The organism is Psychromonas ossibalaenae ATCC BAA-1528 (genome assembly GCF_000381745.1).
GTDB classification, from domain to species: Bacteria; Pseudomonadota; Gammaproteobacteria; order Enterobacterales; family Psychromonadaceae; genus Psychromonas; species Psychromonas ossibalaenae.
In genome coordinates, this window is sequence record NZ_KB907040.1 from 1 (window position 1) to 23,023 (window position 23,023).

Below are 23,023 nucleotides of genomic sequence, written 5' to 3' on the forward strand. Positions count from 1 at the left end.
GCTCCATTTCCAAGCGTTTTACTTGTGCTTTTAACTTACGGATCTCGTCCTGCTCTGGAGTTAGTTTACCGTTTCCTCTAAATGCATGGCCATCATCATTTTCTGCCTCTTTTATCCAACGGCCCAGAATCTGAGGAGTAATCTCTAAGTTTCTAGCTGCTTCTGCAATATTGTAATTTTGCTCTCTTACCAGCGCAATGGCATCAAGTTTGAACTCTTTTGAATAGGTTTTACGTGTTTTCATTTCAATCTCCAGTTAAATCAATTATGTCTTAACTGGGTTAGTCGAATCAATTAAACCACGTCAAACATATTACTAATATCTAATAAATAAAACTCTAAGATTCAATACTAGCTCAGTTCAGGTCTGAGCTAGTACATTTCATATTGCTAAAAATAGTCCTTTCCAAGAATATCTCTTTCGTACTCATCAGCGACTACAGCAACATTCTTTAAGAAAGTCATAAAATCTTCCCCGCTCAAAGAGTTCACTACTTGTAAAGATTGAACAACTATAGTCTGTCGTTTTTCACTGAAAGCAAAAGAACAAAACATTGAACCAGAGCTATTTCTTTTAAGAAAATCGACCGCTACATTTTTTGTTAATGCTTTTAGTTTACTTCCACTAAGATCTAAACATGGAGAAACCAATTTAACTACATCTAAACCTTCAACCTGTGGTTTCATCATTTCAATGTAAGCAATCTGATGCCGGCCTCCTTCCAAGTTAAATTTATACAATAACTCTTGTTTTTCATTATCAAAAATTAACTCATAACCAGCTAATTTTGCCAGATTAAATACTCGATCCAATATAGTAACCTTTTGAATCGGTAATTGTAGTAACGCTTGGTTATTTAGCTCATACACTAAAGAGAGGCTAGTATCTGATTGTTGTAAGCAAGAAATATTTATAACAACCTCTGAGTTATTCCATAGGCTATCTATTAGAGACTTAGTAAACTGGTTAAACTCTTCATAGTAGCCTTTATATTCAGAGCCTAATCGGCACAATCCATCCGTATACCCAGCCAAAAAAAAGGCAATAGACAAAACTATTGGACCCGGTGATATTGAAGAGTCAACAGACCCTTTTAACCTAGATAAGGTTGGGCGTAGCAAAAAAAGAAGAATAGCTCGTTTAAATAGATCGCCATCATCCGCTAAAATAGGCGCTTCAATATCAGCATCCAACACTCTTTTTACATAGATTAACCACTCACCAACTTCGGCAGATAAATTACCTCCCTCTTGTTGAAGGGATGCTTCGAGCCTTTCCAAAATATAAAACTGATCATACCCCTCCTCAATTTTGATTTCTTGGAGTATTGGTAATAATCGATGAATAATACGTTTTGCTGATGCAGTGATTTTTGTTCTACACCCTAGTTGGTAACTAAGTGGTGAACTTAATGCTTTATAACCAAAATGTTCCAAACAATCTAAAAGTAGATCTGATATATATGAAATATTTTCTAAATGAAATGCGTTTAATTGATTTAAAGCTCTTAATCCGCCCCCAAAAGAATCGATAAAAGATACTATTGGAGCAATATTTTCTACTTTTTTAATTTTCCCAAGAGGCTCTTCTTCTATTACCTTAATATTAGGCAATACTTGGAAAACTTTATGTTCCACTATGACATCACTTGGCAAGCGCATAACAAAATCTGTAATTGCATCATCGGAGTCTAGGTATACGGTAACAACACTCGATAGTGGAATTGGTGCGTTCACTACTATCAAGTTTATATTATCTACAGCTATAAACTTATCACCATACTTATTAATATCATCTATGTTATATTCAACAACTACCATCCGCTGTTTATCGGAAAAATCCTCTTTTTCTTTTAACGCAGGGATCCCTCCTTTCCAAAAAGGGATTGCTCCCTCGAAACGTTGTCTACTGTCTTCTTTATACCGAAACTGACTGCTACTAGGGACAATCATCCCGGCACCAAAGAAGGACATTAAGTTTCGCTGGCTAGTTATGAAGTAACAGCAGCGTTCATTTGAGTGAATAAGCGGTGACTTTTGCATATCAATTATATTCTCCACTTGAGAACCTCTTCTTCTGGAGTAGGCAGCATTTTTAATACTTGTGGGTTCTCAGTACACACTGAGTAGGAGAACTGAAGGTAACTTCTTGCCCTACTAACCATCACATACATCTTCATTTTAAAAAAATCTTCATTGGCACCATCAGTCTTATAACATTGAAGCTGTGGAATAAAAACACTATCAAACTCCAATCCTTTACAACTTTTATCACAAACTACTGTTATTGTTCGGTTAGTATAAAAATCTATTGTGTCTGCATCAGTACCAGAAGAATATTTTTGAACCTTAAACTTCCTTTTGGCTGCCAAGGGATTAATAGTATTAACAATTCGAGTTTGTACTGTCCTATCAGGTACAATAATACCGACTGAAAGGTCATCATTATTGTTCAACCAATTCACAACCGATTGTAGTTCATCTTCGAGAGTATCAAACCGTCGAAGTTGAGGCATTAAGCCCTTCAAATTTTTATGTGTATCAGGAATCCCAGTAGACATTCCTACATAAAAATAACTAGCCAGATTGGCGATTGGTCCAGAATTACGATAATTGACGGTCACTTCATATTTTATAATATCCGGAACGTTATTCTGTATATCCCGAATCGTAGAATTTCGGCTCTCTTCCATACGTTGATTCTCATCAGCAAATATGGTGATGACTGGTGTCTGTCGACCAGCAAGTATACTCTCTTCATGTCGTAAAACAGTTAGAAACAAATAAAACTCTTTAGGGAAATCTTGGCCTTCATCAATAATGAGATGCTCCCAATACATATTCTTTAACTTCGACACTTTCCCCTCCTTTACAAAACTAATAGCTTTTATAAAGTCAGGCAGATATTTCTCAAGTTCCGGAAGTTTCGAGCGGCCATTTCCTTTTCTCCATAAACTATATATCCACGAATGCCAAGTTCTTGAATCAAAATCCATATCAAGCTCTTCAACTGAACGCGCAACATACCGATTCAACAACTTACTGTGCATAATAAAGTCAACATTATCACCCTTCTGATTTAACATCGCTCCACGGTAAAGTGCCAAGACAGTCTTACCTGTACCTGGCGGACCGACACACAACACAGGCCGATCAAAAGGTGCCTCCATCAGAAAATCTTCCTGCTGTTCGCTCAATTCAGAACGTCTTGGCAAACGCATTAAATCGATCCCTCAATTAAAGATATTAAACAATTAAAATAACCTATTGTCGGCGAATCTTCTGTTCCTATTACAACTGAGCGGTCAAGCAGGCTATTAGCATGGTCACAGCTGGTTTCAGCAACCAAGGTGCAAGCATGACAAGCAGACTTGTTTAACCCCTGAACTCCCTGCTGTTTCAACTCGTTACAGATAGGGTCGCTAGAACACCAGTTAGCACGAAATAGTGCTGTTTTAAATGTACCGTAGAGCCTATCTGGCAATCCTTCTCTTACCAATCCGCCCAATGCCCCCTCACTATCAGCTGAAGCCGTATAAATAAGTATGCCTGCCATCTCCTCTTCTTCATCGCTGTAGATACGCTCTGATAACGATGATGAAGAATAACCACATTCAAAGCATAATTGGCGAATCAACAAGTGAGACAAAGTATGCAATAAAACAAACCGATCTGTAACCTCTGGAAGGAAACCAAGTGTTGAACGCTTCCTAGCGTTACGCATACTTGCAAGAACCTGTTCTGGCAGCTGCTTTTCCCAAGTATCAAGAGCTTTAGGATCCAGCGCAATAAAAATGCCTTCACCATAAATTTCATTAGCAGGTAACCAGTTGGCACTTGCACCTAACGAAGGAGTGACTAGGTTTTCGTAATTTGGATCAAGTCGAGTAAAACCTTTCAGTGCGCGAACAATCCTAAGTTTCTTGGCCAATGTCACCTGTGCTATTAATCGTCTGAATTCAGTCCAAGATTGTAATTCACCTTTTGATAATGTTGCAACAAAGTCATCAAAATTAGCTTTTACAGCTATAAATTCAGCTCCTGGTAGACTTTCAGGCGGGTTAATAAAGGCTTTCCATTCGTCAATAAGTAGGCTTTCATCTTCATCGTCAGCAGGTAAAGCACCTCCTTCTTGCCCAGTATTAAATAGGCATTCCCATACAACCTCTGCAGTTACACCGAGTTTTTGTAACTTGTCATCCTCAATAATAGGCCCGATAAACTTTGAAGCCATAGGGTCATCATAAGACTTAATAAACTCTTTAAGTGTAACTAGTGGTTGCCACTGGGGGTGGATCTTTATCAGATCAAAAACTGAAGACTCTTTCTTTTCACCCACTCGGATATCAATAGCCGATGCCACAACGGGATAATAAGCATTACTCGAACCACGCTGTACAACTTGTGGCAATTGATCACAGGGCTCCGCTAAATCTCTTTTCTGCCAAGGATGGGTCCCCGAGCAGTTTTTCATAACTCCAGCCAAAGAATCTTTATAGGGCAAGCGTTCTAAATCATTTTCTGATTTGCAGTTTAAACAAACAACTACCAGTGACTGTAAGCCAGCACCACGTTTCGGATCGGATTTAAACTCCAAACGATGATTCTTACAATGATTGCGGCTACCGATATGTGCCCACTTACCCCAAGGAATGTCGGTAAGATGCCCCCCCTTGCACACGGCCATAAAACGCATCGGAACTAGATGACTTTTTTTCCCACAAGATTCACAATAAGGATGTTGGCCTTCTTTTTCCATGGGTGAAAACCACTGCGTCATTGCTCTACAATTAGGGCAAAATAACCAACTAGGGAAACGAAAATATGGCACAGGGCTACCACTGCGGAGCGCTCCAGGAAAAAGCGCTTTGCTCGCGATAGACGCAGCTCTAAATCCCTGCACCTTTAAAACACGCTCTAAACGAGGTAATCGGACATCGGGGTCACCCTTAATTATCCATTTGGTAGTATCCATGGCTACGAACGATTCAGAACCAAAGTCATAAATACCGCCAACTCCAAATGGAGTAATGGTCTGCGACCGCCTAACTGTTCTATCAATACTCATTTGTTTTCTCCCCATACATACACTTTGCACTCACTGTCTACATTCCGCATTGAATTCAATGTGGGCCAGGGAATTTCAGGTTTTGTAGCAGCTCCCGGCCTATAGTCGATAAGCAAGGGTTCGAGGTTCGGTGATGACTTATCGTCATAGCGTAACTGAATGCAGCTTTGCCTTGATAGTTCAGCCTTTTCCTGCCAAGCAGCAATGCAGGTATCAAGATATAGATTTATCCCTACCTTAGTTGTACTGTCGTCAGGTTCAGCAACCAACATTCTTTGCCGTAGGGCGTCAATAGTCTGAGCAATTACGGGCTTATGTTTATCAAAATGTTTTGCTCCATCATTGCCAGACAAACCGGCACAATAGCGCATAACAGTGGTCAAGGCCGCATGTAAGGCTCGTTCCATAGAGGGTAGCGCATAAGGTGTAACACTCGTGGGTTCAACCGCGCGGTAAAGAGCCTGATGATAGGGGATAAACGATTCATACTGTGAACGGTCCCTTGCCTTGTTGTTGGGATAGAACGCTACAACCAAGCCCGGAATAAGATCACGGCCTACTCGTGAAGAAGCCTGAATATACTCCGATGTTGTTTTGGGTTGTCCATTCATCATAATCAGCCCTAAACGCTTAACATCAACCCCCACAGAAAACATATTAGTACAGGGTAAACAATCAATAGCTAGGGCATGCCCCTTAGGCGCTTTAAGTGCCTCCAATATCTCAGGGATTTCCCTCGATGATATATTGGCCGACATTTCGATAGGCTGAATTTTCCTTGAGTGTGCAGCCTGTACAGCAATGACCTCCGCCCGCTTGGGAATATCATCCAACGACATAGTCATGGTTTTACCCAGCTCTCGGCGACTATTATGGAAAATAACCTGCGTCCAATAACCGTCCGCAGCTTGCTTTGATAACTTTACATCAATGGCAGATTGCGCCAGTGCAGCACTGGTGTGTACTAGTGAAGTCACCGGCGTATGATATTGCCCCATCACACCGACATATAAACGCCCGGGGTTAGTTTCACTGGATGCTTCTTCTCTGGAAAAAAACGAATCTTCCGCCGTCATACCTGCGGGTGGAAATACCATACAATCACGGGCATACAAACACCGAACTTGATTTTCAGCACGACGAATGGTTGCCGTTGCTGCAATATATTTAGGGTTAGCACCGTGCTGTTTCATCACAACGTCCATGGCGGCTTCATAAACACCAGCGATAGTACCCAGAGGTCCAGATATCAAATGTAACTCATCCTGCAGTACCATAGATGGTGGCCGGCGTTTATGCTTCCCGCCAGAAAAAAATGCGCTAGGTTCATCCCGCCAAGCCAGTCCAGCAAACTTATCGATAGTGCCTATCAAAAATGACGGAGGCTCATCATAAAGTGCTTCGTCGATCACTTGGATAGGTAAGAGCTTATTAAAACTGCATTTTTTTGAAGGACAGAAAAACTTAAAACTGGCAGCACTGGCTTTAATGCCATAATCCTTTGGCACCTGACTTTGAACCTCCGGCACAATACGAGTCCCGCACCAAGGACACTGCACTAATTGAAATGGGTTCTCAGGGCGTGCCTGCTCACGCACCATCTTGTATTTTTGATAGGAACCCAAAGATTGTTCCGAATCAGAATCCAGGTAATTCGGTGTAGTACTCCCCCCTACCCAAAGTCCTAGACTAAAGGGCTCATCACCCCATTGATCAGCATCAGCCTTTCTAACTATTTCACAAGCACTTATCATTGTCGCCGCACGTTGAAACTGCTGAGTGGTTAAAAGTCGCAGCGTATAGCGTAGAATAATAGCAGTGCCACCACCGGTCTCGCCATGCTGATAACGGCGATGAAATAACTCAAATGCCGATACCGCCAAATAGGCTTCAGTTTTACCACCACCGGTCGGGAACCAGATCAAGTCAGCTACTTCACGGTCGTCAGAATTGTCATTACCTATAGATTCAATCGCCAGCAACTGAAACGCTAACTGGAATGGACGCCAGCGAAATTTTTCCCATATTGAATCCATATAGTCGGGTACTGTAATCTCAAAACTATTCGCATGACGCATCGTCCCGCCAAAGGCATCATCAGAATGTATCATCTGCATCAACATGATTCGATTAGCCAAGACAAAACATTTCCTTGCACCGGAGTTATCACATAAAAAGTTCAGACCTTTGTTCATTCTTTCAACCGCAGTATCCAGCCGAGACAGAATTCGTGTTGACGCTTCACCCAGCCCAGCGGGGATATTTCGCTCACTTTCTTTTTTCACCCACTCGGTATAGCTGAGAATGAACTCTTCCAGTTTTTGTTTCTTTTTATCCCATTCAATCGAATCATTGGCTAAATACTGTAGAGAGAAAACATCGCAGTGCTTAAGCGCATGATCATTGGGTAATTCAGACGTAACCGGTGGCACCTCATATTGCGGAATAAAAGACGTCTCAACACTTGCCACGAAAACCTGCTGTTTAACCATCGGCCACATCGGTGCGCAGCCATGTCCAATAGCAAAGGTTTTTTTGTGCTGATAAATCAGTGCCAACTCTTCCTCTTCTTTATCCCAGGAATAGCGATTGGGTGAAGGATAGGTGCCAATATGACCATTGGGCGCAGTACAGCGGAACCACACCTGATGGATAACATCTTCAGGATCTAGTTTATTCTCGGCCACGTGCCGTGGATTCACTAGCGAGACGGTAACCAACTGGCCTTTACCCATACTCCGCCAAGTCGAAACCAGCTCAGCACGTCCATCCAGTACGCTGGGTATTTTGCTTCCGGCACCTGGCGTTAAAATGTGCCGTTCGGGGTCTTCAGCTGTAGCTAGAGCTCTTCTCAACCATTGTTTTTCATTCAATGTATAGGCGGCGGCGGCCAATTCAACGCTAACTTCAGGCGTTGCCTTATCACTCTCAACATAAAATGACAGGCCTACAGAAGCTGGCTTGAGTTGATAAGCCATCTCAATCGGATCATCACTGGTTTGATCTTCCTCTTCCTGGCTCTTGATACCAGCTCCCTGCGGGAAAAGAGCCCCCATCAGGTAATAGGTATGAGGAGCATCCTTTTTTAGTAAGATCTCATCACTCCCATTCGCAGGCCCCACCAACTGTGACTGTAGATATTCAACGATTTTATTACGATCGCCAGATAACTGTCTTTTCAATTCCATCTTTTCATCCATTCCTATTCACCTCTGAATACTCTATAACCGCCTGTGCGTTTTCAATGCACTTTTCGTCAAACCAAGCCTTCTTATTACTAGGGATTGCCATCCACAAAACCGCATTGGCACGTGTCATAGCTACGTATAGCAAGTTGATTACAGACGGCAGTTCAACCAAGGCATCGTTATCAATCAACATCACATAACGATTTTCAAGCCCCTTGAAATCACGAATGCTGCTGAAAGGCAATTGTGTATCCATCCATCGTTCACCAAAACTTTCATTGATAACAACAATCTTTCGCTTCCAGCGTTTATCGAGTTTGTAAGCAACACTATCTTCATACGCACACGATGAAAGTAAGGTGATATCGCTGGGCAAAACGCTTTCTTCATCAATCCAATGCTCTAGCTGAGCTTCTATCAATTCGATCTGCGCCTGTTCCGAATCATAATTAAGGTCTTTCCATATAACAGGTAGGCCATTTGCATTTATGGGACAATTACCAATATTCCCCCCCGTATACATCAAAGTGTGTTCCGCGATCTGACGAGTGTTTCGGCAATTACGCTTAAGGGGAATTTTAAAACAACAATCTTTCAGATAGTCGAGAGCACCTTTGTCAAAGTTTGCATAAAGCGATCCCTGATTATTTGGATCCATAAAGAAATACCAACGCCCGTCACTCAACCCGCCATCAAATAAACGGTCCAACACTTCAATGCTATCCATATCCAGCATGTCTTGACCTTCATCTACCACCAGTGCTGTAAATTTGGGTATGTCACCCTTCTCAACTCGTCTCTTCAAGCTGTCAAAGTTAATTACGTGAATACGGGTTCTCGATAAACGAGCTTTAATAAATGACGCCAGTACAGGACTACGACAGACAAATAACACAGGCACTTCTTTTGCATCGAGTATTTCACAAACTCTACCCGCAACCAGCGTCTTACCAGTACCCGCTCCGCCTTCTATTACGACTTGGTCATTAGCTAATATAATATCTACAGCCAAGTACTGCTGGTCGGTCAAACTAATCATTTGCTCCCAACTATCCCCTACTTCGGACAATAGAGATTTTTCTCGATCAAACTCACTTCGCATCGCATTACAGATCAGAGCAACCTCATCATTTGAAAGCCGTTCAGTCTTACCTGTTCTTTCTCCCCAGTATCTATATAGTTTCTCTAACCAGCGCCCTAGTTTTCCACGATCCCAGTCAATAGCATCAAAGACCATCTCGTTCGTAAGCTCAATTGTCACATCAGTAAGTTTCACATCTGGAAACATCACTCCAAATCCAAAGTTAACCTTATTTAGATTGATACTAAGCGACTTTTCTCTTAGCATATTTTCCAGCGCAAAACGCGCACTTTTAGCCTGCTCTACGGGGCTTTCTTTCAATTTTTTAATATTATCGTTTCCGTCCTTGGTATGCCAAATACCGTTATGGACAGATATACGCCCCCCTTTAACTTCAAGTATTAGAATTCCTCTATTAGAAACCACTACAAAGTCGGCTTCAGCAAACTGCTTCCTTTCATGTTTAGGAATATTTAAAGAATGAAAAGCAGTTGCAGATTCAAACTCAGCTTTTTCAAAAACAGGGAATAATTTTCTCTCCGCGTTACTTTCAAATTTGTACACCAACAAAGGGTTCATTTTCATAATTACTTCGTATCCATATTTCTAATTTAGCCATCCAAATATCACTCATCCTATAGATGCATTCAGGCATTAATTTTTTGGGTGTAGCACTTAGGAGACACCCAAACGTTATATTCATTAGGTATCAGAAAGTTAAGTCAGCAGATGTTACAAATAACACCTAAAACTTTCTATCACACGCTATTACCTCCCCTACCCCACCAGCATCTCGTTTTGCAAAGCCTCCACACTTTCAAAGCAACCTTTACCTAACCAAAGCTGAGCATTATTATTTACAGCTGTTTGATAGGCCCAGCTGGTTACAGCTTCTGAACGCGGTGCATCACAATTAAAATAGGGGCTTAACTCAGTATCAATCAGCTTACTGTTTTGAATAATGTTCTGCTCATACCAGCGGTCGCGGTGAATAATCGCACTTAGGTGATCGCGTTTACTGTTATTACAACTGCTATGAGCTGCCACAAAGTTATGGCCGAGATCGTTGGCGTATTTTGCAAAGGGAATAAAATGGTCAAGCTCTGTTTTACTGTTAAGCGGCTTTTGGCAATAAAAGCATTTACCCTGCTGGATCTCTTCTAATACAGGCCTTGCTTTAGTAATCGTCTGGCGGTTTACACCAAATAGAAACTCATCAAGCTGGGTTTGTGCTCCTAACAAGTGTTGGTTTGCTGAAATGCTTTGAATTTTTTGTAACCAGGCATGCCGGGAAAGATGCACTACTAAGTCGTAAAAACGTCTAAAGCAGTAGGCGATACCAGAGTTCAGAGTAATATGTTTTTGAGTTTTAACGTGCGGATATAAAAAGCACTGCTCTTTTTTCGATAAGATCTGCAGGCGCCACAACGGGCCCTCTTTGAGGGTTTTCAGGGTATCTTTAAAAAGAGACGGCCATCTATCACTAGACTTTAGCTGGTTGATGTTTCTTATATTATTGTTATGACAGGCATATAATTCGGTAATTATTTTGGCCTGCTTACCGGAGTTTTGCTTTAACAGTTCGCCCTGCATCGTTTCATTATCAGCGCCGGTAAACGGTAATGCATGCTGCCAGTACAGCGCAATAAACTTTTCAGCTATCTCCGCAAAACTAACCTGCAGTTCGCTATTGGGGTCAACAGAAAATGGTTTTTCGATACAAATATCTGCTAATGCATGCAGTAAAGCATATTTATAAGTTGCAACAAAATCGCCTTCCACCAGCATACGCTGAATATAAGCAATAAAGTCGAGCTGTCTGGTAGTCGCAACCGGCATTGTTGAGCCCTAATGAAGAAAAATAACATTGATAAAAATAAGCCACGTGATCTCTTACATGGCTTAATGCGAGCTAGCCTTCAGGCCTTTGCAAAAACTACGGTCTGCCAGTGAATTGCTTCGCGGCCCATAACGTCACTATTTTTTTCTGTCACTAAAACAGGCGATAAACCCACAGATCTTCCAAGCAGTACAAGCTGATCGGCGAACACTTCAAACATTCTACGTTCATCACCGCATGGCCCGTGACGTAATGAGATAACTAGTTTTCCTCCCGGCTTTAACAAATCAGAAAGTTTATGAATGGAGGGCTCGCGCTCAGAGTCGGGAATATGCATCCACACAGCGCTGAGCAGGATCAAGTCAAAACCGCTCTGCTGCTTTGTTATTATATTTAAGTCCGGCAGTGCATCCTGCCGCCAGTGTACGTTTAATCCCTGAGTGTGTTTTTTACCCAGCTCGGCAAGCATTTGTGCAGGTTCAACAGCAGTAATGCAGACGTTATTAAGCGCGCCCTGCTCTGCCATATACTGGCTGTCACGCCCGGCCCCCGCCCCAATATCAAGAATGCGCGCATTGGTTTTATCTAAAATCGGCGCTAGCAGATCCAGCCACGGCTCATGTACCTGTTCAAATGATTTTGAAAGGTATAAATCAGCAAGATTAGATGCATTTTTATTGTAAAAATTATCTGACATTACAAACTTCCAGCATGCAGTACATTATCTTCACATTAAACTTAAGCGGCTGAAAAACCACCAGATTCATTTAATAATATTAAAATGCATATTACCTCACCCAATCATCAACTCTGTGCTTGAGATCAACATTGTGAAATAAAAGATAAAAGCCGTCGTCATTTCTGGCTGTCTCTCTCTTTTTTTAGGAATTCAAACGGGCAGCAGCGGTATTAATCGTAGATCTTATTCATTCTCATGCAGAGCATGGGAACGAGGTAAGCGAGCATAATAGCGATAAGCATTGATATAACAAATCATCATTTCACAAATACCAAACCGTCATTAGACGGATATCACCGAAGAGTTAAAATGACACCATAGAAATTCATAATATGAATTATTTTTAAATACCTAGCTAAGTAAAAGCGCTTGGTTTGGTGATCAATGTTTACATTATTCAACAAACTAACTATAAGGAAGCATTACCATGAAAGCCGTCAAACCAGTACTAGCACTAATCTTTATGTTCCTGGTCATGTCTGTATTCGCGACTGCTTAAGCCGAGATATGCAGCCGTCAAATAAAACGGACGGCTGCATATCAGCCTGAAACTTATCAGTGAGCAGATTTGTTACTTGTGATAAATGAAATGTTTATTCCGCCCAGTAAAACTCTAAATAGGGGAAAGGCAGGTTGATTGCCTGAATATGATAAAAGGCATTCTTTTTTTGCTTACTGTAGTGGTATTCACGCAGCGTTTTTGTGGTGAAGTAAAGGTTATTACGCACATCCGGCAGAAACAGCGCCTGGTGCTGTTGTAAAAAAGGTCTTAAATCGAACAGGTACCAGCCGTCTTTATTTTCAGACAGCAGCTCAAAGCTGTTTTTATATAAGCTGTAGTCAACAATATGCTCCTGCTTTTCACGCCCTTCATCACCGTAAGTCACCATGGTATTCCTTAACAACATCAGATGAATACAGTTATTGACCGGATCTTTACTGTGCAAATTAAAGATATCCTCTCTTACTTTGAGGATCACAGAGGCATGTTTATTTAATAAAGCTAAGTCATTACTATTATGAAGAACCGGGCTGGTTAACGCGTAGTCAACGCCGTCCACCTGCAGCGAAAAAAGTGTGTCACTATAGATAGTCTGCAGCACCTCATCAGCGGCTATTAAGCTGGTTAATGCATTGCTGTCTGCATATAATTCCGGGGTGATATAACGCGGTTTAACGGTTTCTATCTGATTCTCCTTAAAGCTTTGAATACTGTTTTTGTATTTATAATTGGCGGCATACTGCTTTATATAAGTTTCATCATAGGCCGGATAGCGCTCCGGGTTGTCTTTATATAGGGCTTTCTGCAGTAAACAGGTATAGCTCTTAGTCAGCCCGGTCTGCTGACGTACAAATACACAGCCCTGATTACAATAAGGTAAATAGCTGCAGCTGAAACACTCTTGATCAGCCTGCAGGCGGTTTTCAATCGACTCAATAACCTGCCAGCCGTTTGCAATAATGTCAGTAATCGGCTGCTTATATAAATTACCGTAAAAGAACTGCCGGGAAGACTGCCCTCTCGGGCATGAATACACATCCCCGTTACTCTGCAGCAGAAAGAATTTATCACCGCAGTTAACCGCACTGCAGCAGAACTCCGGGGTAAACTCTTTAAACCAGTGCTCTTTTAAACCTTGCTCCAGCTCAGTACCGGTAAACTCAGAGGATAAGCGCTGATAAAAATACAGCTGCTGCTCCTGAGTCAGCATACTGCTTTGTTCATTTTCCTGAGCAAACTTTTCACTGTTTTTATCACTGTCGAAAGAGAACATAATATTAAACTTACTCATATCCAGACCAATGTCGTAATGAATATGTTTTATATCGGCAATAAATTCATCTAAATGGTTAAGGTGCTCCTGGGTAACAACACAAGATATTTTTTTATGGTGCGGGTAATCCGCTAACAGTTTTAAATTTTTGCGGATCTGCGCCAGTGTCGAGCGCCCTCTTTTATCTGTGCGGTATTTTTCATGTAAAAACAGCGGCAGGTCGACACTGCCACTGATTGAAACCTGATAATCGTCACACAGTGCGTAAATGCGGTCAAAATTAAACAGATTGGTTTTGATATGAATCGGATTTAACGGATAACCCGCTTGTTTTATCTGCGCGCCGAACTCTGCATAATAGTTTTTTGAAAATTCAAACAATTCAGCCAGCTGCTGCGGTGGAATGGAAGTCGGCTCGCCGCCGTGAAAAGACAGATTAAAGGGAATAATATCTTCATTTAAAAACTGCTGGACGGCATGCTCCAGTGTGCTGACTGTCTGCGACGCTTTATTTTTTTGATCTGTCCCTGTGCCTAAATAACAGTATTTACAGCCCATGTTGCAGAAATTAGTCGGCGCATATAAGAGGTGAATAAATTTTTTTGAGGGCATAATTAACTTGCCTGCTTAAAAGGGTCACGGGTTAAGCGATGTTTCAAATACAAGGTAAACCCCGCCATAACAACGGCAGATATTATCTGCATTACCAGATTCGGGAGAACAGGCAGCAGAGCGATGCTGACTGCCGACATAATAATTAACCAGGCAAATAATAAAATGGTATCGCGGCGTTTTTTAAGCAGGGTTTCCAGCAGTAACGAACTGTCTCCATAAAAGACCATAAATCCGCTTTTATCTTTTTTGTTCGCCGTCAGGGTCACGCAGTTTTTATTCACGCTGTTCACGGTTCCCCAGACATTAATTCGTGCGGTTTTATCCGCCCATTTTTCTTCAATTGAATAGTGCTGATATTTTGCTTTGGCTAAGGCCTTAACAGCATCAGAAGGCGGCTCATTGCTGATGGTAGTTGTACTGTTTAAATTAACAAAGGCTTCAATATTATTGGCAAAACCTAACTGTACTACCTGCTTACCATCACTGATTAATAACGGCAGATGGTCGTTATTGTCTTTAAAAATAACAGGAGAATGGGTCTGCGTTCCCTTGCCTGGTTTTTTCATCTTACTGGTAAATACGGCTCGTACAACAACGCCCCAGTAAACGCAGTTAACCTTATTAAAAGGCGTTTGTGTTTCCGGCAGACTAAATGAACCTTGAAAACGAATATAATCACCGACTTTTGCATGATCATTTAAATATACCGCCTTGTGCATCTTATTGGAGCGTTTCATGCCGAGGCGGTAAATAGCGATGGTTTTATAAAATTGATAGACAATAAACAAAGCGATAGCCAGATATAACATAATTGAATTCCATTTCGTAACGCTATATACCCTGATACTTCAGACGGGTATAACTTAGCCGTTATTGTTGCCGTTATTATTATTGTTATTATTGTTGTTATTGTTATTTGCCGACTGCATATCCTGCGCGGCGGCTGAACCGACAAATGCACTGCCGATAAAAAACTGCGGGGCAATTCTTGAAACTTTCAGGCCGTCAAATGTATAGATGTTGTTATCCGCATCACTGCCGCCGCAGGGGATGCTGTTGACGATTTGGTCATGCTCATAAAAATAGATAATAGAACGTTTTACAATGATGTGTTTATGGTCAATATCAGTACTGAAAAAGGTGTCGATAACAGGTATTAACTGCTCTGATTTATCAGCTAATGATGCCCTGTCTAAAAACAGTTGAGCCTGCTGGGAAGTATTATGCATAACTTGTATTTCTCTATGTTCATAAATAACAGTTTAAAGGCCTTACTCTTAGTCTAAGCGATCTAGTCGAATAAAACATCACTCACAACTTAACTAAAAACAAACACGGCCAGAATATAAGCACCAAGCGTAACAACAGACATAGGAACCGGTGCTTCAGCTCCGGCATAGTAAGCAGATACCGTACGGGAACGAGGAAAACAGGCGGCGAGGTACGGGAAATATCTCTGCGAATACGATATAGTGAAGCAATAACAAATACTTATATTAATAGCGTAGAGGGCAGATTATGTTTACCGGAATAGTGCAGAGAAAAGCTGAAATAGTGAGTATAGAAAAAAAAGATCAGCTGCATCGATTAGAAGTTGCTTTAGCTAAAGCGCATCAGGACGGTTTAACAACCGGGGCCAGCATTGCCAATAACGGCACCTGTTTAACGGTCGTAAAAATGACCGACACTGCAGTATTCTTTGATGTGATTGAAGAAACCTTAAAGGTGACCAACCTGGCCGACCTGGTAGTCGGTAGTGAAGTGAATATCGAGCGTGCCGCTAAGTTTGGTGATGAAATCGGCGGTCATCTGCTTTCCGGCCATGTGCATACACAGGCAGAAATCGTCACCATTAATCGTACTGATACTAACTGCGATATCTGCTTCAGCATTGATGCACAATGGCTAAAGTATATTCTTCCTAAAGGTTTTATTGCTATCGACGGTATCAGCCTGACCTTAGGTGATGTCGATAATGGTCAGTTCTGGGTGCACTTGATACCGGAAACATTAGCGGTAACCAACTTAGGATCTCGTCAAGTTGGGGAGCGCGTTAACATTGAAATAGACAGCCAGACCCAGGCGATTGTTGATACCGTAGAACGGATGATGCTGGAAAGAGCTTAGTTTTAAAGCAGCCGGCACGAGCAACAAGATGCCTCACTCTGGCGTATGCCGGACTCGCTCTTTCGCTCTGCTGTGTCCCTGCTCTGCTGCTTTGTAAAACCACTTCTGTGATTCTTTTTCATTTATGGAAAGAATTTGACCATTAGAGTACATATTTCCAAGCAGATATTGTGACTGCATATTGCCTTTTTCTGCAGTCTGGTGGAGCCAGTTGAGTGCATCGCGGTTTCCCTGCACAGCAGCTTTTTTAAACCAGTAGAAAGCAGCTTTACTGCTTATGGGGATACCTGTTCCGCGATCATACATCCAGCCTACAGCGGTCTGCGCCGAAGCAGCCCCCTGTTCTGCCGCTTTGTAAAACCACTTAAAAGCTTGTTTCTCGCTTTTAGCAACTCCTTGACCATTGAAGTACATGGCGGCGATCCGATACTGGGCTTCAATACTGCCTTTTTCAGCGGCTTTGAGGATCCATTCTGCCGCTGCTTTATCACTTTTAGGAACACCGCGTCCCTTTCCGTGCATATTTCCAAGAATATACATTGCTTCAGCATTGCCATGCTCAGCAGCTTTACCCAGCCAGTATAAAGCCTGCTTATCATTTTTAGCTTCACCTTGACCAGCTAAAAATATTTTTCCAATCTCAACATAACTTTTTATATTTTTCTGCTCAGCGGCTTTGTAAAACAACTTTTTAGCTTCGTCATGCTTCTTAGTTCCAGCAAGACCGTACTGATATATTATGCCAAGGCCCATTTGACCTTCGGCACTGCCCTGTTCAGCGGCTTTATTGAAATAACTTTTTGCCAGTCGATAGCTAGGGTCGACAGTACCACGCCCCTTGAGATACATCCAGCCAAGCGCAGCCTGAGCGTCAACATTGCCTTGGCTTGCTAAATCAGCGAGGTTCTCTCTAACAACATAATCTTCATATGAATCTTTTACTAAAGAGGCTTTATTATACCAGTACGCAGCTTCGCTATAACTCTTGGCAACACCTTTTCCTGCGGTATACATCTCCCCAAGCTCTACTTGACTGGAAGCGTGATCCTGCTCTGCAGCTCTGCGATACCACTTTGCTGCTTGTTTATAATTTTTATCAGTGACGTAATAATCTTCTGCTACGCGATACTGAGCATCTGCATTACCCTGCTCTGCCGCTTTGCGATACCATTTCATCGCTTTATTTTCGTTTTCAGCAACACCGTCTCCCCAGCTGTAAATAGTTCCCAGTCGATATTGCGCCTGCGGCTCCGCCTGTTCAGCGGCTTTGCGGATCCATTTTAGGGCGTATTTTTCATCGTCAGGTTTACTATCCAGGCCGTAATCTGAGGGAAAACGATAGATCAATCCAAGCTGTGTCTGCGCCTTTGCATGGTTTTGTTCCGCAGCTTTTAAGAGCAGCTCCTTTGCAGCCGGGCCGTCATTTTCCAGCTCTAAAACCAGCATTGCCATCTGGTACTGAGCTTCGGCATTTCCCTGTGCGGCCGCTTCTGTAAATTCCTGGTATGCTGCTGCGTAATCTTTTGCATCTAATGCCTGCATTCCTTTTTCCACACCACCAGCAAAACAGCTGCTGGCAAGGAAAAATAAAATCAATATGCATTTATTCATAATTAGAATGTCCTTTATATTTTCTCTAATCAATAACAGCAAATAATACACAAGGGGAATTCACAATGATTTGATCTGACACATTACCAGTTATGCATTCCCATACGGAGCATGGGAACGGGGTGTTTTACTCTGTGCGGAAACGCAAACTAGCTGCTGTGTAGTTTAAATCACAGCCACTGCTGTTCAATTCCTGTTATTTCACTATCACAATTTTCTTGACAAAGACTGCGGATTTTATCTGTGCTTGAGGTTAACAGGCGCTTATCGCTGCCGACCAGGCAGACAGCTAATACTGCCCGCTGCCATTTATCCTGAAAGGCGATCTCGGCAACGGATGCGTTAAATTTGGCGCGGATACGATCCTTTAAACTGCGCACCACCTGGCGTTTGTCTTTAAGCGACTGCGCATGGGGGATCAGCAGCTCAATAGTAACCAGGGTAACAAAACATGACTGCTCCTGCATAAATACCTCCCTGCCCTTCATTTAAAACAACCTGTTTAAGTATATACCACTAACTATCAGACGCATGCGGAGAGTCAGACGAGTAGTTGAAGCCCCCTCTTAAATCTATGCATTACCACTCAGAACATACTAACGAGGTGAAGCACAGCCGCAAAGCACAAGTCCTGCCGGGCTAAAGCTGATATTAGTACCTATAATATGAATAAACGTCGGGCAGGCACCTTTCTTCATTTGGATGTAGAAGATTACTGGTAAAGGAAAAGAGATGAACACTCTCAATAGTGCTACTAAAGTAGATTTGGTTCCATGGAAAGACGAATATAATATCGGCATCGCCTTGATAGATGAGCAGCATAAAAAACTGATGACAGTCGTAAATGAATTAATTAATGCAGTAAATGAAGATTTAAAAAGTGAAGTTATTTTAAGCTGTTTTGATAAACTTTATGACTATACAATTTTCCATTCTCAATCCGAAGAACAGTATTTTTATAATTTAGATAAAGCTGAAACGGAATTACATAAATTACAGCATAAACATTTCATAGAACAGCTCGATAATATAAAACAAAGCCTTAAAAAGGATCATGTGTCGAATGAATTACTCTGGTATTTAACTGACTGGTTATTAATACATATTCAGCATGATGACAAAAAGTTTCTTAATAAATACCCCGAGTCCCCCGTTTGAAATAACTGCTTTGGTCCCTCCGGAAATCCAGATATTCACCTGTCATATTTATGCAAAAAAAGTGTCATCAGACTGACACCTTTCTCCTGTTTACTAGCCTCATAAAATAACAACTAGACTGGAGATAAATAATGACAACGCGTATGAGTCCCTTTGAGCGCCGTGAACAAGATCTTGATCCTCGAGAAGAAACTACCCAGCTCACAGAAATGATCACCACGGCTATGTCTCGTCGTAAATTTTTAAGCGCGGCCTCGGTGATGACTGCCGGTGCTTTTATGAGCGGTATGCCCGTTTCTGCAGCAGCAGGCTCAGCTTCTCCAAGCGGCAGTAAACTAATGGGATTCGAAAAAGTATCAGTCAGCACTGCAGATACCTTTGTTGTACCAGATGGTTACCAGGCGAATGTATTAATACGCTGGGGGGACCCGTTATTTGCAGATGCACCACTATTTGACTCGACAGGTAATGCTAAAGCGGCCGATCAGGCGCAGCAGTTTGGTGACAATAATGACGGTATGGCGCTGTTCCCGCTCTCCCATGAAAGAGCGGTATTAGCGGTTAATAATGAATACTGCAATAACGAATACCTCTTCTCACACCGGGGCGATAAGATGACTGCCGACGATGTAAAAAAATCCCAGGCGGCACATGGTATCTCTATTTTTGAAGTAAAACGTACTAGCGAGAATAACTGGGAAACTGTATTAGATTCAAAGTATAACCGCCGTATTACCGCAAACACTGAAATGGAAATGACAGGTTTAGCAGCGGGTCACCCGGATATGATAACAGCGGCCGATCCGCTGGGAACAAAGGCATTAGGCACCTTTGGTAACTGTGCAAACGGGGTAACTCCCTGGGGAACCTATTTAACTTGTGAAGAAAACTTTAACGGCTACTTCGGCTCAGAAAATGATGTAATAACCAATAAAGAGCAGAAACGTTACGGTATTCGTCAGGAAGAGGCAGGTTATCACTGGCATCAGCATGATCCACGCTTTGATATCGCTAAAAACCCCAACGAAGCCAACCGCCACGGCTGGGTGGTAGAAATCGATCCCATGGATCCGACATCAACACCGAAAAAGCGTACCGCAATGGGCCGTTTTAAACACGAAAATGTTGCTCTCATTATTAATAAAGATGGTTTTATTGTTGCTTACATGGGTGATGATGAACGCGGCGAACATTTATACCGTTTTGTTTCTAAAAACAAATATATTGAAGGTAATGATACGGCTAACCGTAAACTGTTGGAAGAAGGTACGATTTACGCAGCCAAGTTTAGCGCCGACCGTAATAAAGCCGGCGGCATCGGCCAGTGGGTGGCATTAACACACGGCAAAAACGGTTTAACACGTGAAAATGGTTTCCCGAACCAGGAATATATTAATATCTATACACGTTTAGCCGCCACACAAGTTAATGCAACGACGATGGATCGTCCGGAGTGGATTGCAGTACATCCCAAACAAGATTACGCTTTTTGTACCCTGACTAATAACAAACACCGCGGTATCAAAGAGGGTCAGCCGGTGGGCGGACCAAACCCGCGTAAAGCGAATAACTACGGACAGATTTTACGCTGGCGTCAGGTGAATGACGACCATACTTATCCGACTTTTGCCTGGGATCTGTATGTGGTTGCGGGAAATCCTGTTGTTCATAAAAGCGGCAGCTATGCGGGCAGCAGTAATATTAACAGTGACAATATGTTTAACAGTCCGGATGGTTTAGGTTTTGATCAGGCGGGCCGTTTATGGATTCAAACAGACGGCGCTTATTCAAATAAGGGCGAATATGCAGGTATGGGTAATAACTCGATGTTCTGCGGCGATCCTGACAGCGGTGAAATACGCCGCTTCTTAACCGGCCCGATTGCCTGTGAAATTACCGGACTGACCTTCAGCCCGGATTATAAAACCATGTTTGTCGGCGTACAGCATCCCGGTGATAATCAGCAGCCGTCAAACTGGCCGGACGGCGGGAGCAGTAAGCCCCGCTCAGCAATAATGATGATAACTAGAACAGACGGCGGCATCATCGGCAGCTGATAAGCAGCCGGTTAAAACCAGCGACCATGCTCTATATCTTCTCGTTCTCATGCTCTAAACCCCACTAGCTCCCATACACTAACCCCCACTAGTTCCCATGCTCCGCGTGGGAATTCATACTCACGACGAAAGCATAACCACGCAGAGCATGGCAACGAGGAATAATCACAGCCTTACCAGCTTTTACACACCTCAATAAGTCCAGATTCTCCCTGATAATTTTTAGCACTGGAATATCGCCAATGCTCAGCTAACTCAACATAACCTCGCTTAACTGGGTTTTGATGAATATACTCTATCTTCTGGCACATCATATCTTCATTTTGAATCAACTCCGGGTGAACACCTTCCTGCCAGAACTGATAAGCACGATCATCTTTATGTGCTTTTTTATAAAAAGCTAACTGCTCTAAAATCGTTTTTACATTATTGTGCACAAGATAAGTAATCAACTGCTTGCCTGTATAAAATTTTAAACGTCTTATATCTTTCTCTAACTGTTCACTTTGAACAATTAAATGCAGATGATTTTCCAGAATCACGTAAGCATGAACTTTTAAACCTTCCCGCATTAAAAATCGCAGTGAATCGAATATAATTTCGACTGTTTCCGGACGTGTAAAAACAGGTATCCAGTGTAATTCCGTTAAAGTAATAAAATGCGGAGCATCAATTTGCGTGATTTTGTAACGGCTCCTTCCCATGTATCCTCCTTTGCTTATCGCCCGTTAGTTCCTATGCTCTACACGGGGCTTAAGACTCGTTATGACTGCACTAAGCATAGACCTATGCATTCCCACGCAGAGCATGGGAACGAGGTATTGTTATACGGACCGTGGGAATTTAAATTCGCGACGGCAGCACTAAGCATAGACCTATGCATTCCCACGCAGAGCATGGGAACGAGGTATTGTTACGTGGAGCATGGGGGTAGGCGTCGGAGTGCATCACTCAGGTATTAAATGTGCAGTTTCAAGATAATGAATAAACTAGACTGACCAGTGCGACATTGATAAACAGGGTAAATGCACTAAGCAGGTGAGCGGTGTTATAGCGGGGATCTTAAACAGTCCCGAAAAAAGTGCTCCGGCTAAAACAAAGATCACAAAATACAGCCCTTCGATAAAACCACTTTTGTAATCTAAACCGATAACATAAGCGACGCCCACAACACAAAACCAGCCGCCTAAAGCACCATAAGACGACAGCAATGCAAACGTTTGATTTGGAAAAGCGCACTCTTCTGATGTGTGGACCTGCTGTTCTGTCTGCAGATTTGTACCAATAAAATATCCCATTAAAAGACCAATAAAATAGACCATAGTAATCTCTACATTTATATATACAGCAGGAGTCATCAGCATCTGAAGCGGATACTGATGGATAAAACAACATTGTACAAAAAGATAAAAAACGCTTCTGGTATAACTGATATTACCGAATGGTATAATACCAATCTGAATAAGTCTCTGATCCTTTATGCTGGTTAAAATCAATCCTATCTTCGTTATTAATTTCGTAATTAGAATAACTAGTGCCTTTTCTAAAAAGAAATGATCAGTTGACTACCAATCGGCAGGCAGCTGATCTTGCGGTATTAATACTACTGTAGAGCGTGCCTGACCCGGCTCTTTTTTAATGAGTTGTTTTGCAGCTAATCCTCGAAGCATCTGATGCGTACTTGCTGACGATACTCCGAAGTAATTTTGTATATCTACTTCAGCAGGGGGACGACCATTGATTCTGGTGTAATAAAAGATGAAC

General features: G+C 42.1%; 19 protein-coding genes. 3 read left to right on the forward strand and 16 right to left on the reverse strand.

Translation table 11 applies throughout. The features are described from left to right. From G327_RS0122280 to G327_RS0122330, 11 genes are all read right to left on the reverse strand, one after another. Window positions 1-244 (reverse strand): transposase (locus G327_RS0122280; protein ID WP_019617022.1); only part of this gene is annotated, 244 nt, incomplete at its 3' end. Window positions 245-390: 146 nt separating this feature from the next. Further along, a complete protein-coding gene (locus G327_RS0122285) occupies window positions 391-2,061 on the reverse strand; it encodes a hypothetical protein (RefSeq protein WP_157601271.1) in 1,671 nt (556 codons plus the stop codon). Beyond that, on the reverse strand, window positions 2,049-3,221 hold the full coding sequence (locus G327_RS0122290) for a DEAD/DEAH box helicase (protein WP_019617024.1): 1,173 nt from the start codon (window positions 3,219-3,221) through the stop codon (window positions 2,049-2,051). The genes G327_RS0122285 and G327_RS0122290 overlap by 13 nt, the downstream gene beginning before the upstream one ends. Next, on the reverse strand, window positions 3,221-5,068 hold the full coding sequence (gene drmB / locus G327_RS25440; RefSeq protein WP_026339500.1) for a DUF1998 domain-containing protein: 1,848 nt from the start codon (window positions 5,066-5,068) through the stop codon (window positions 3,221-3,223). The genes G327_RS0122290 and drmB overlap by 1 nt, the downstream gene beginning before the upstream one ends. Continuing rightward, entirely contained in the window at window positions 5,065-8,268 is a 3,204-nt protein-coding gene (locus G327_RS0122300) for a helicase-related protein (protein WP_019617026.1), read from the reverse strand. Before G327_RS0122300 ends, drmB begins: the two co-directional genes overlap by 4 nt. Beyond that, a complete protein-coding gene (locus G327_RS0122305; RefSeq protein ID WP_019617027.1) occupies window positions 8,261-9,922 on the reverse strand; it encodes a nuclease-related domain-containing DEAD/DEAH box helicase in 1,662 nt (553 codons plus the stop codon). Before G327_RS0122305 ends, G327_RS0122300 begins: the two co-directional genes overlap by 8 nt. Before the next feature lie 192 nt (window positions 9,923-10,114). Next, the gene (locus G327_RS0122310; protein WP_019617028.1) at window positions 10,115-11,176 is read right to left on the reverse strand and encodes an HNH endonuclease; all 1,062 of its coding nucleotides are present in this window, start codon (window positions 11,174-11,176) and stop codon (window positions 10,115-10,117) included. Between the two features lie 80 nt (window positions 11,177-11,256). After that, a complete protein-coding gene (locus G327_RS25790; protein ID WP_019617029.1) occupies window positions 11,257-11,874 on the reverse strand; it encodes a class I SAM-dependent methyltransferase in 618 nt (205 codons plus the stop codon). Window positions 11,875-12,509: 635 nt separating this feature from the next. Further along, complete coding sequence (locus G327_RS0122320; protein ID WP_019617030.1) at window positions 12,510-14,303, reverse strand: radical SAM/SPASM domain-containing protein; 1,794 nt, start codon at window positions 14,301-14,303, stop codon at window positions 12,510-12,512. A gap of 2 nt (window positions 14,304-14,305) precedes the next feature. Beyond that, window positions 14,306-15,115: a hypothetical protein gene (locus G327_RS0122325; RefSeq protein ID WP_019617031.1), complete on the reverse strand. Its 810-nt coding sequence runs from the start codon at window positions 15,113-15,115 to the stop codon at window positions 14,306-14,308. A 54-nt stretch (window positions 15,116-15,169) separates the two neighbouring features. Then, window positions 15,170-15,535, reverse strand: coding sequence for a hypothetical protein (locus tag G327_RS0122330; protein WP_019617032.1), 366 nt, complete (start codon window positions 15,533-15,535; stop codon window positions 15,170-15,172). A gap of 289 nt (window positions 15,536-15,824) precedes the next feature. Between G327_RS0122330 and G327_RS0122335 the strand changes: the two genes are divergently transcribed. Then, on the forward strand, window positions 15,825-16,433 hold the full coding sequence (locus tag G327_RS0122335; RefSeq protein ID WP_019617033.1) for a riboflavin synthase: 609 nt from the start codon (window positions 15,825-15,827) through the stop codon (window positions 16,431-16,433). A 33-nt stretch (window positions 16,434-16,466) separates the two neighbouring features. Here G327_RS0122335 and G327_RS25450 read toward each other — a convergent pair whose 3' ends face one another. Then, a complete protein-coding gene (locus tag G327_RS25450) occupies window positions 16,467-18,044 on the reverse strand; it encodes a tetratricopeptide repeat protein (protein ID WP_019617034.1) in 1,578 nt (525 codons plus the stop codon). Between the two features lie 170 nt (window positions 18,045-18,214). Further along, window positions 18,215-18,511 carry a DUF503 domain-containing protein gene (locus G327_RS0122345; RefSeq protein ID WP_019617035.1) on the reverse strand — a complete coding sequence of 99 codons (297 nt, stop codon included), beginning with the start codon at window positions 18,509-18,511 and terminating at the stop codon, window positions 18,215-18,217. A 265-nt stretch (window positions 18,512-18,776) separates the two neighbouring features. Here G327_RS0122345 and G327_RS0122350 point away from each other — a divergent pair, with 265 nt between their 5' ends. Next, window positions 18,777-19,202, forward strand: coding sequence for a bacteriohemerythrin (locus G327_RS0122350; protein WP_019617036.1), 426 nt, complete (start codon window positions 18,777-18,779; stop codon window positions 19,200-19,202). A 131-nt stretch (window positions 19,203-19,333) separates the two neighbouring features. Beyond that, entirely contained in the window at window positions 19,334-21,259 is a 1,926-nt protein-coding gene (locus G327_RS0122355; RefSeq protein ID WP_019617037.1) for a PhoX family protein, read from the forward strand. 173 nt (window positions 21,260-21,432) lie between these two features. On the opposite strand, the gene G327_RS0122360 is transcribed toward G327_RS0122355, so the two are convergent. From G327_RS0122360 to G327_RS27110, 3 genes are all read right to left on the reverse strand, one after another. Then, window positions 21,433-21,963, reverse strand: a complete 531-nt coding sequence (locus tag G327_RS0122360; protein WP_019617038.1) for an REP-associated tyrosine transposase — start codon at window positions 21,961-21,963, stop codon at window positions 21,433-21,435. Between the two features lie 285 nt (window positions 21,964-22,248). Continuing rightward, window positions 22,249-22,581 carry a hypothetical protein gene (locus G327_RS0122365; RefSeq protein ID WP_157601273.1) on the reverse strand — a complete coding sequence of 111 codons (333 nt, stop codon included), beginning with the start codon at window positions 22,579-22,581 and terminating at the stop codon, window positions 22,249-22,251. Between the two features lie 243 nt (window positions 22,582-22,824). Next, the coding region (locus tag G327_RS27110) for a LexA family transcriptional regulator (protein WP_019617040.1) at window positions 22,825-23,023 on the reverse strand (199 nt) is incomplete at its 5' end.

Excerpts from the sequence above, each read along its gene's own strand:
- G327_RS0122350 (WP_019617036.1), top strand. The coding sequence starts at position 18,777 with ATGAACACTCTCAATAGTGCTACTAAAGTAGATTTGGTTCCATGGAAA.
- G327_RS0122305 (WP_019617027.1), bottom strand. The coding sequence starts at position 9,922 with ATGAAAATGAACCCTTTGTTGGTGTACAAATTTGAAAGTAACGCGGAG.
- G327_RS0122325 (WP_019617031.1), bottom strand. The coding sequence starts at position 15,115 with ATGTTATATCTGGCTATCGCTTTGTTTATTGTCTATCAATTTTATAAA.
- G327_RS25790 (WP_019617029.1), bottom strand. The coding sequence starts at position 11,874 with ATGTCAGATAATTTTTACAATAAAAATGCATCTAATCTTGCTGATTTA.
- G327_RS0122330 (WP_019617032.1), bottom strand. The coding sequence starts at position 15,535 with ATGCATAATACTTCCCAGCAGGCTCAACTGTTTTTAGACAGGGCATCA.
- G327_RS0122345 (WP_019617035.1), bottom strand. The coding sequence starts at position 18,511 with ATGCAGGAGCAGTCATGTTTTGTTACCCTGGTTACTATTGAGCTGCTG.
- G327_RS25450 (WP_019617034.1), bottom strand. The coding sequence starts at position 18,044 with ATGAATAAATGCATATTGATTTTATTTTTCCTTGCCAGCAGCTGTTTT.
- G327_RS0122335 (WP_019617033.1), top strand. The coding sequence starts at position 15,825 with ATGTTTACCGGAATAGTGCAGAGAAAAGCTGAAATAGTGAGTATAGAA.
- G327_RS0122310 (WP_019617028.1), bottom strand. The coding sequence starts at position 11,176 with ATGCCGGTTGCGACTACCAGACAGCTCGACTTTATTGCTTATATTCAG.
- G327_RS0122320 (WP_019617030.1), bottom strand. The coding sequence starts at position 14,303 with ATGCCCTCAAAAAAATTTATTCACCTCTTATATGCGCCGACTAATTTC.
- drmB (WP_026339500.1), bottom strand. The coding sequence starts at position 5,068 with ATGAGTATTGATAGAACAGTTAGGCGGTCGCAGACCATTACTCCATTT.
- G327_RS0122365 (WP_157601273.1), bottom strand. The coding sequence starts at position 22,581 with ATGGTCTATTTTATTGGTCTTTTAATGGGATATTTTATTGGTACAAAT.
- G327_RS0122290 (WP_019617024.1), bottom strand. The coding sequence starts at position 3,221 with ATGCGTTTGCCAAGACGTTCTGAATTGAGCGAACAGCAGGAAGATTTT.
- G327_RS0122360 (WP_019617038.1), bottom strand. The coding sequence starts at position 21,963 with ATGGGAAGGAGCCGTTACAAAATCACGCAAATTGATGCTCCGCATTTT.
- G327_RS0122355 (WP_019617037.1), top strand. The coding sequence starts at position 19,334 with ATGACAACGCGTATGAGTCCCTTTGAGCGCCGTGAACAAGATCTTGAT.
- G327_RS0122300 (WP_019617026.1), bottom strand. The coding sequence starts at position 8,268 with ATGGATGAAAAGATGGAATTGAAAAGACAGTTATCTGGCGATCGTAAT.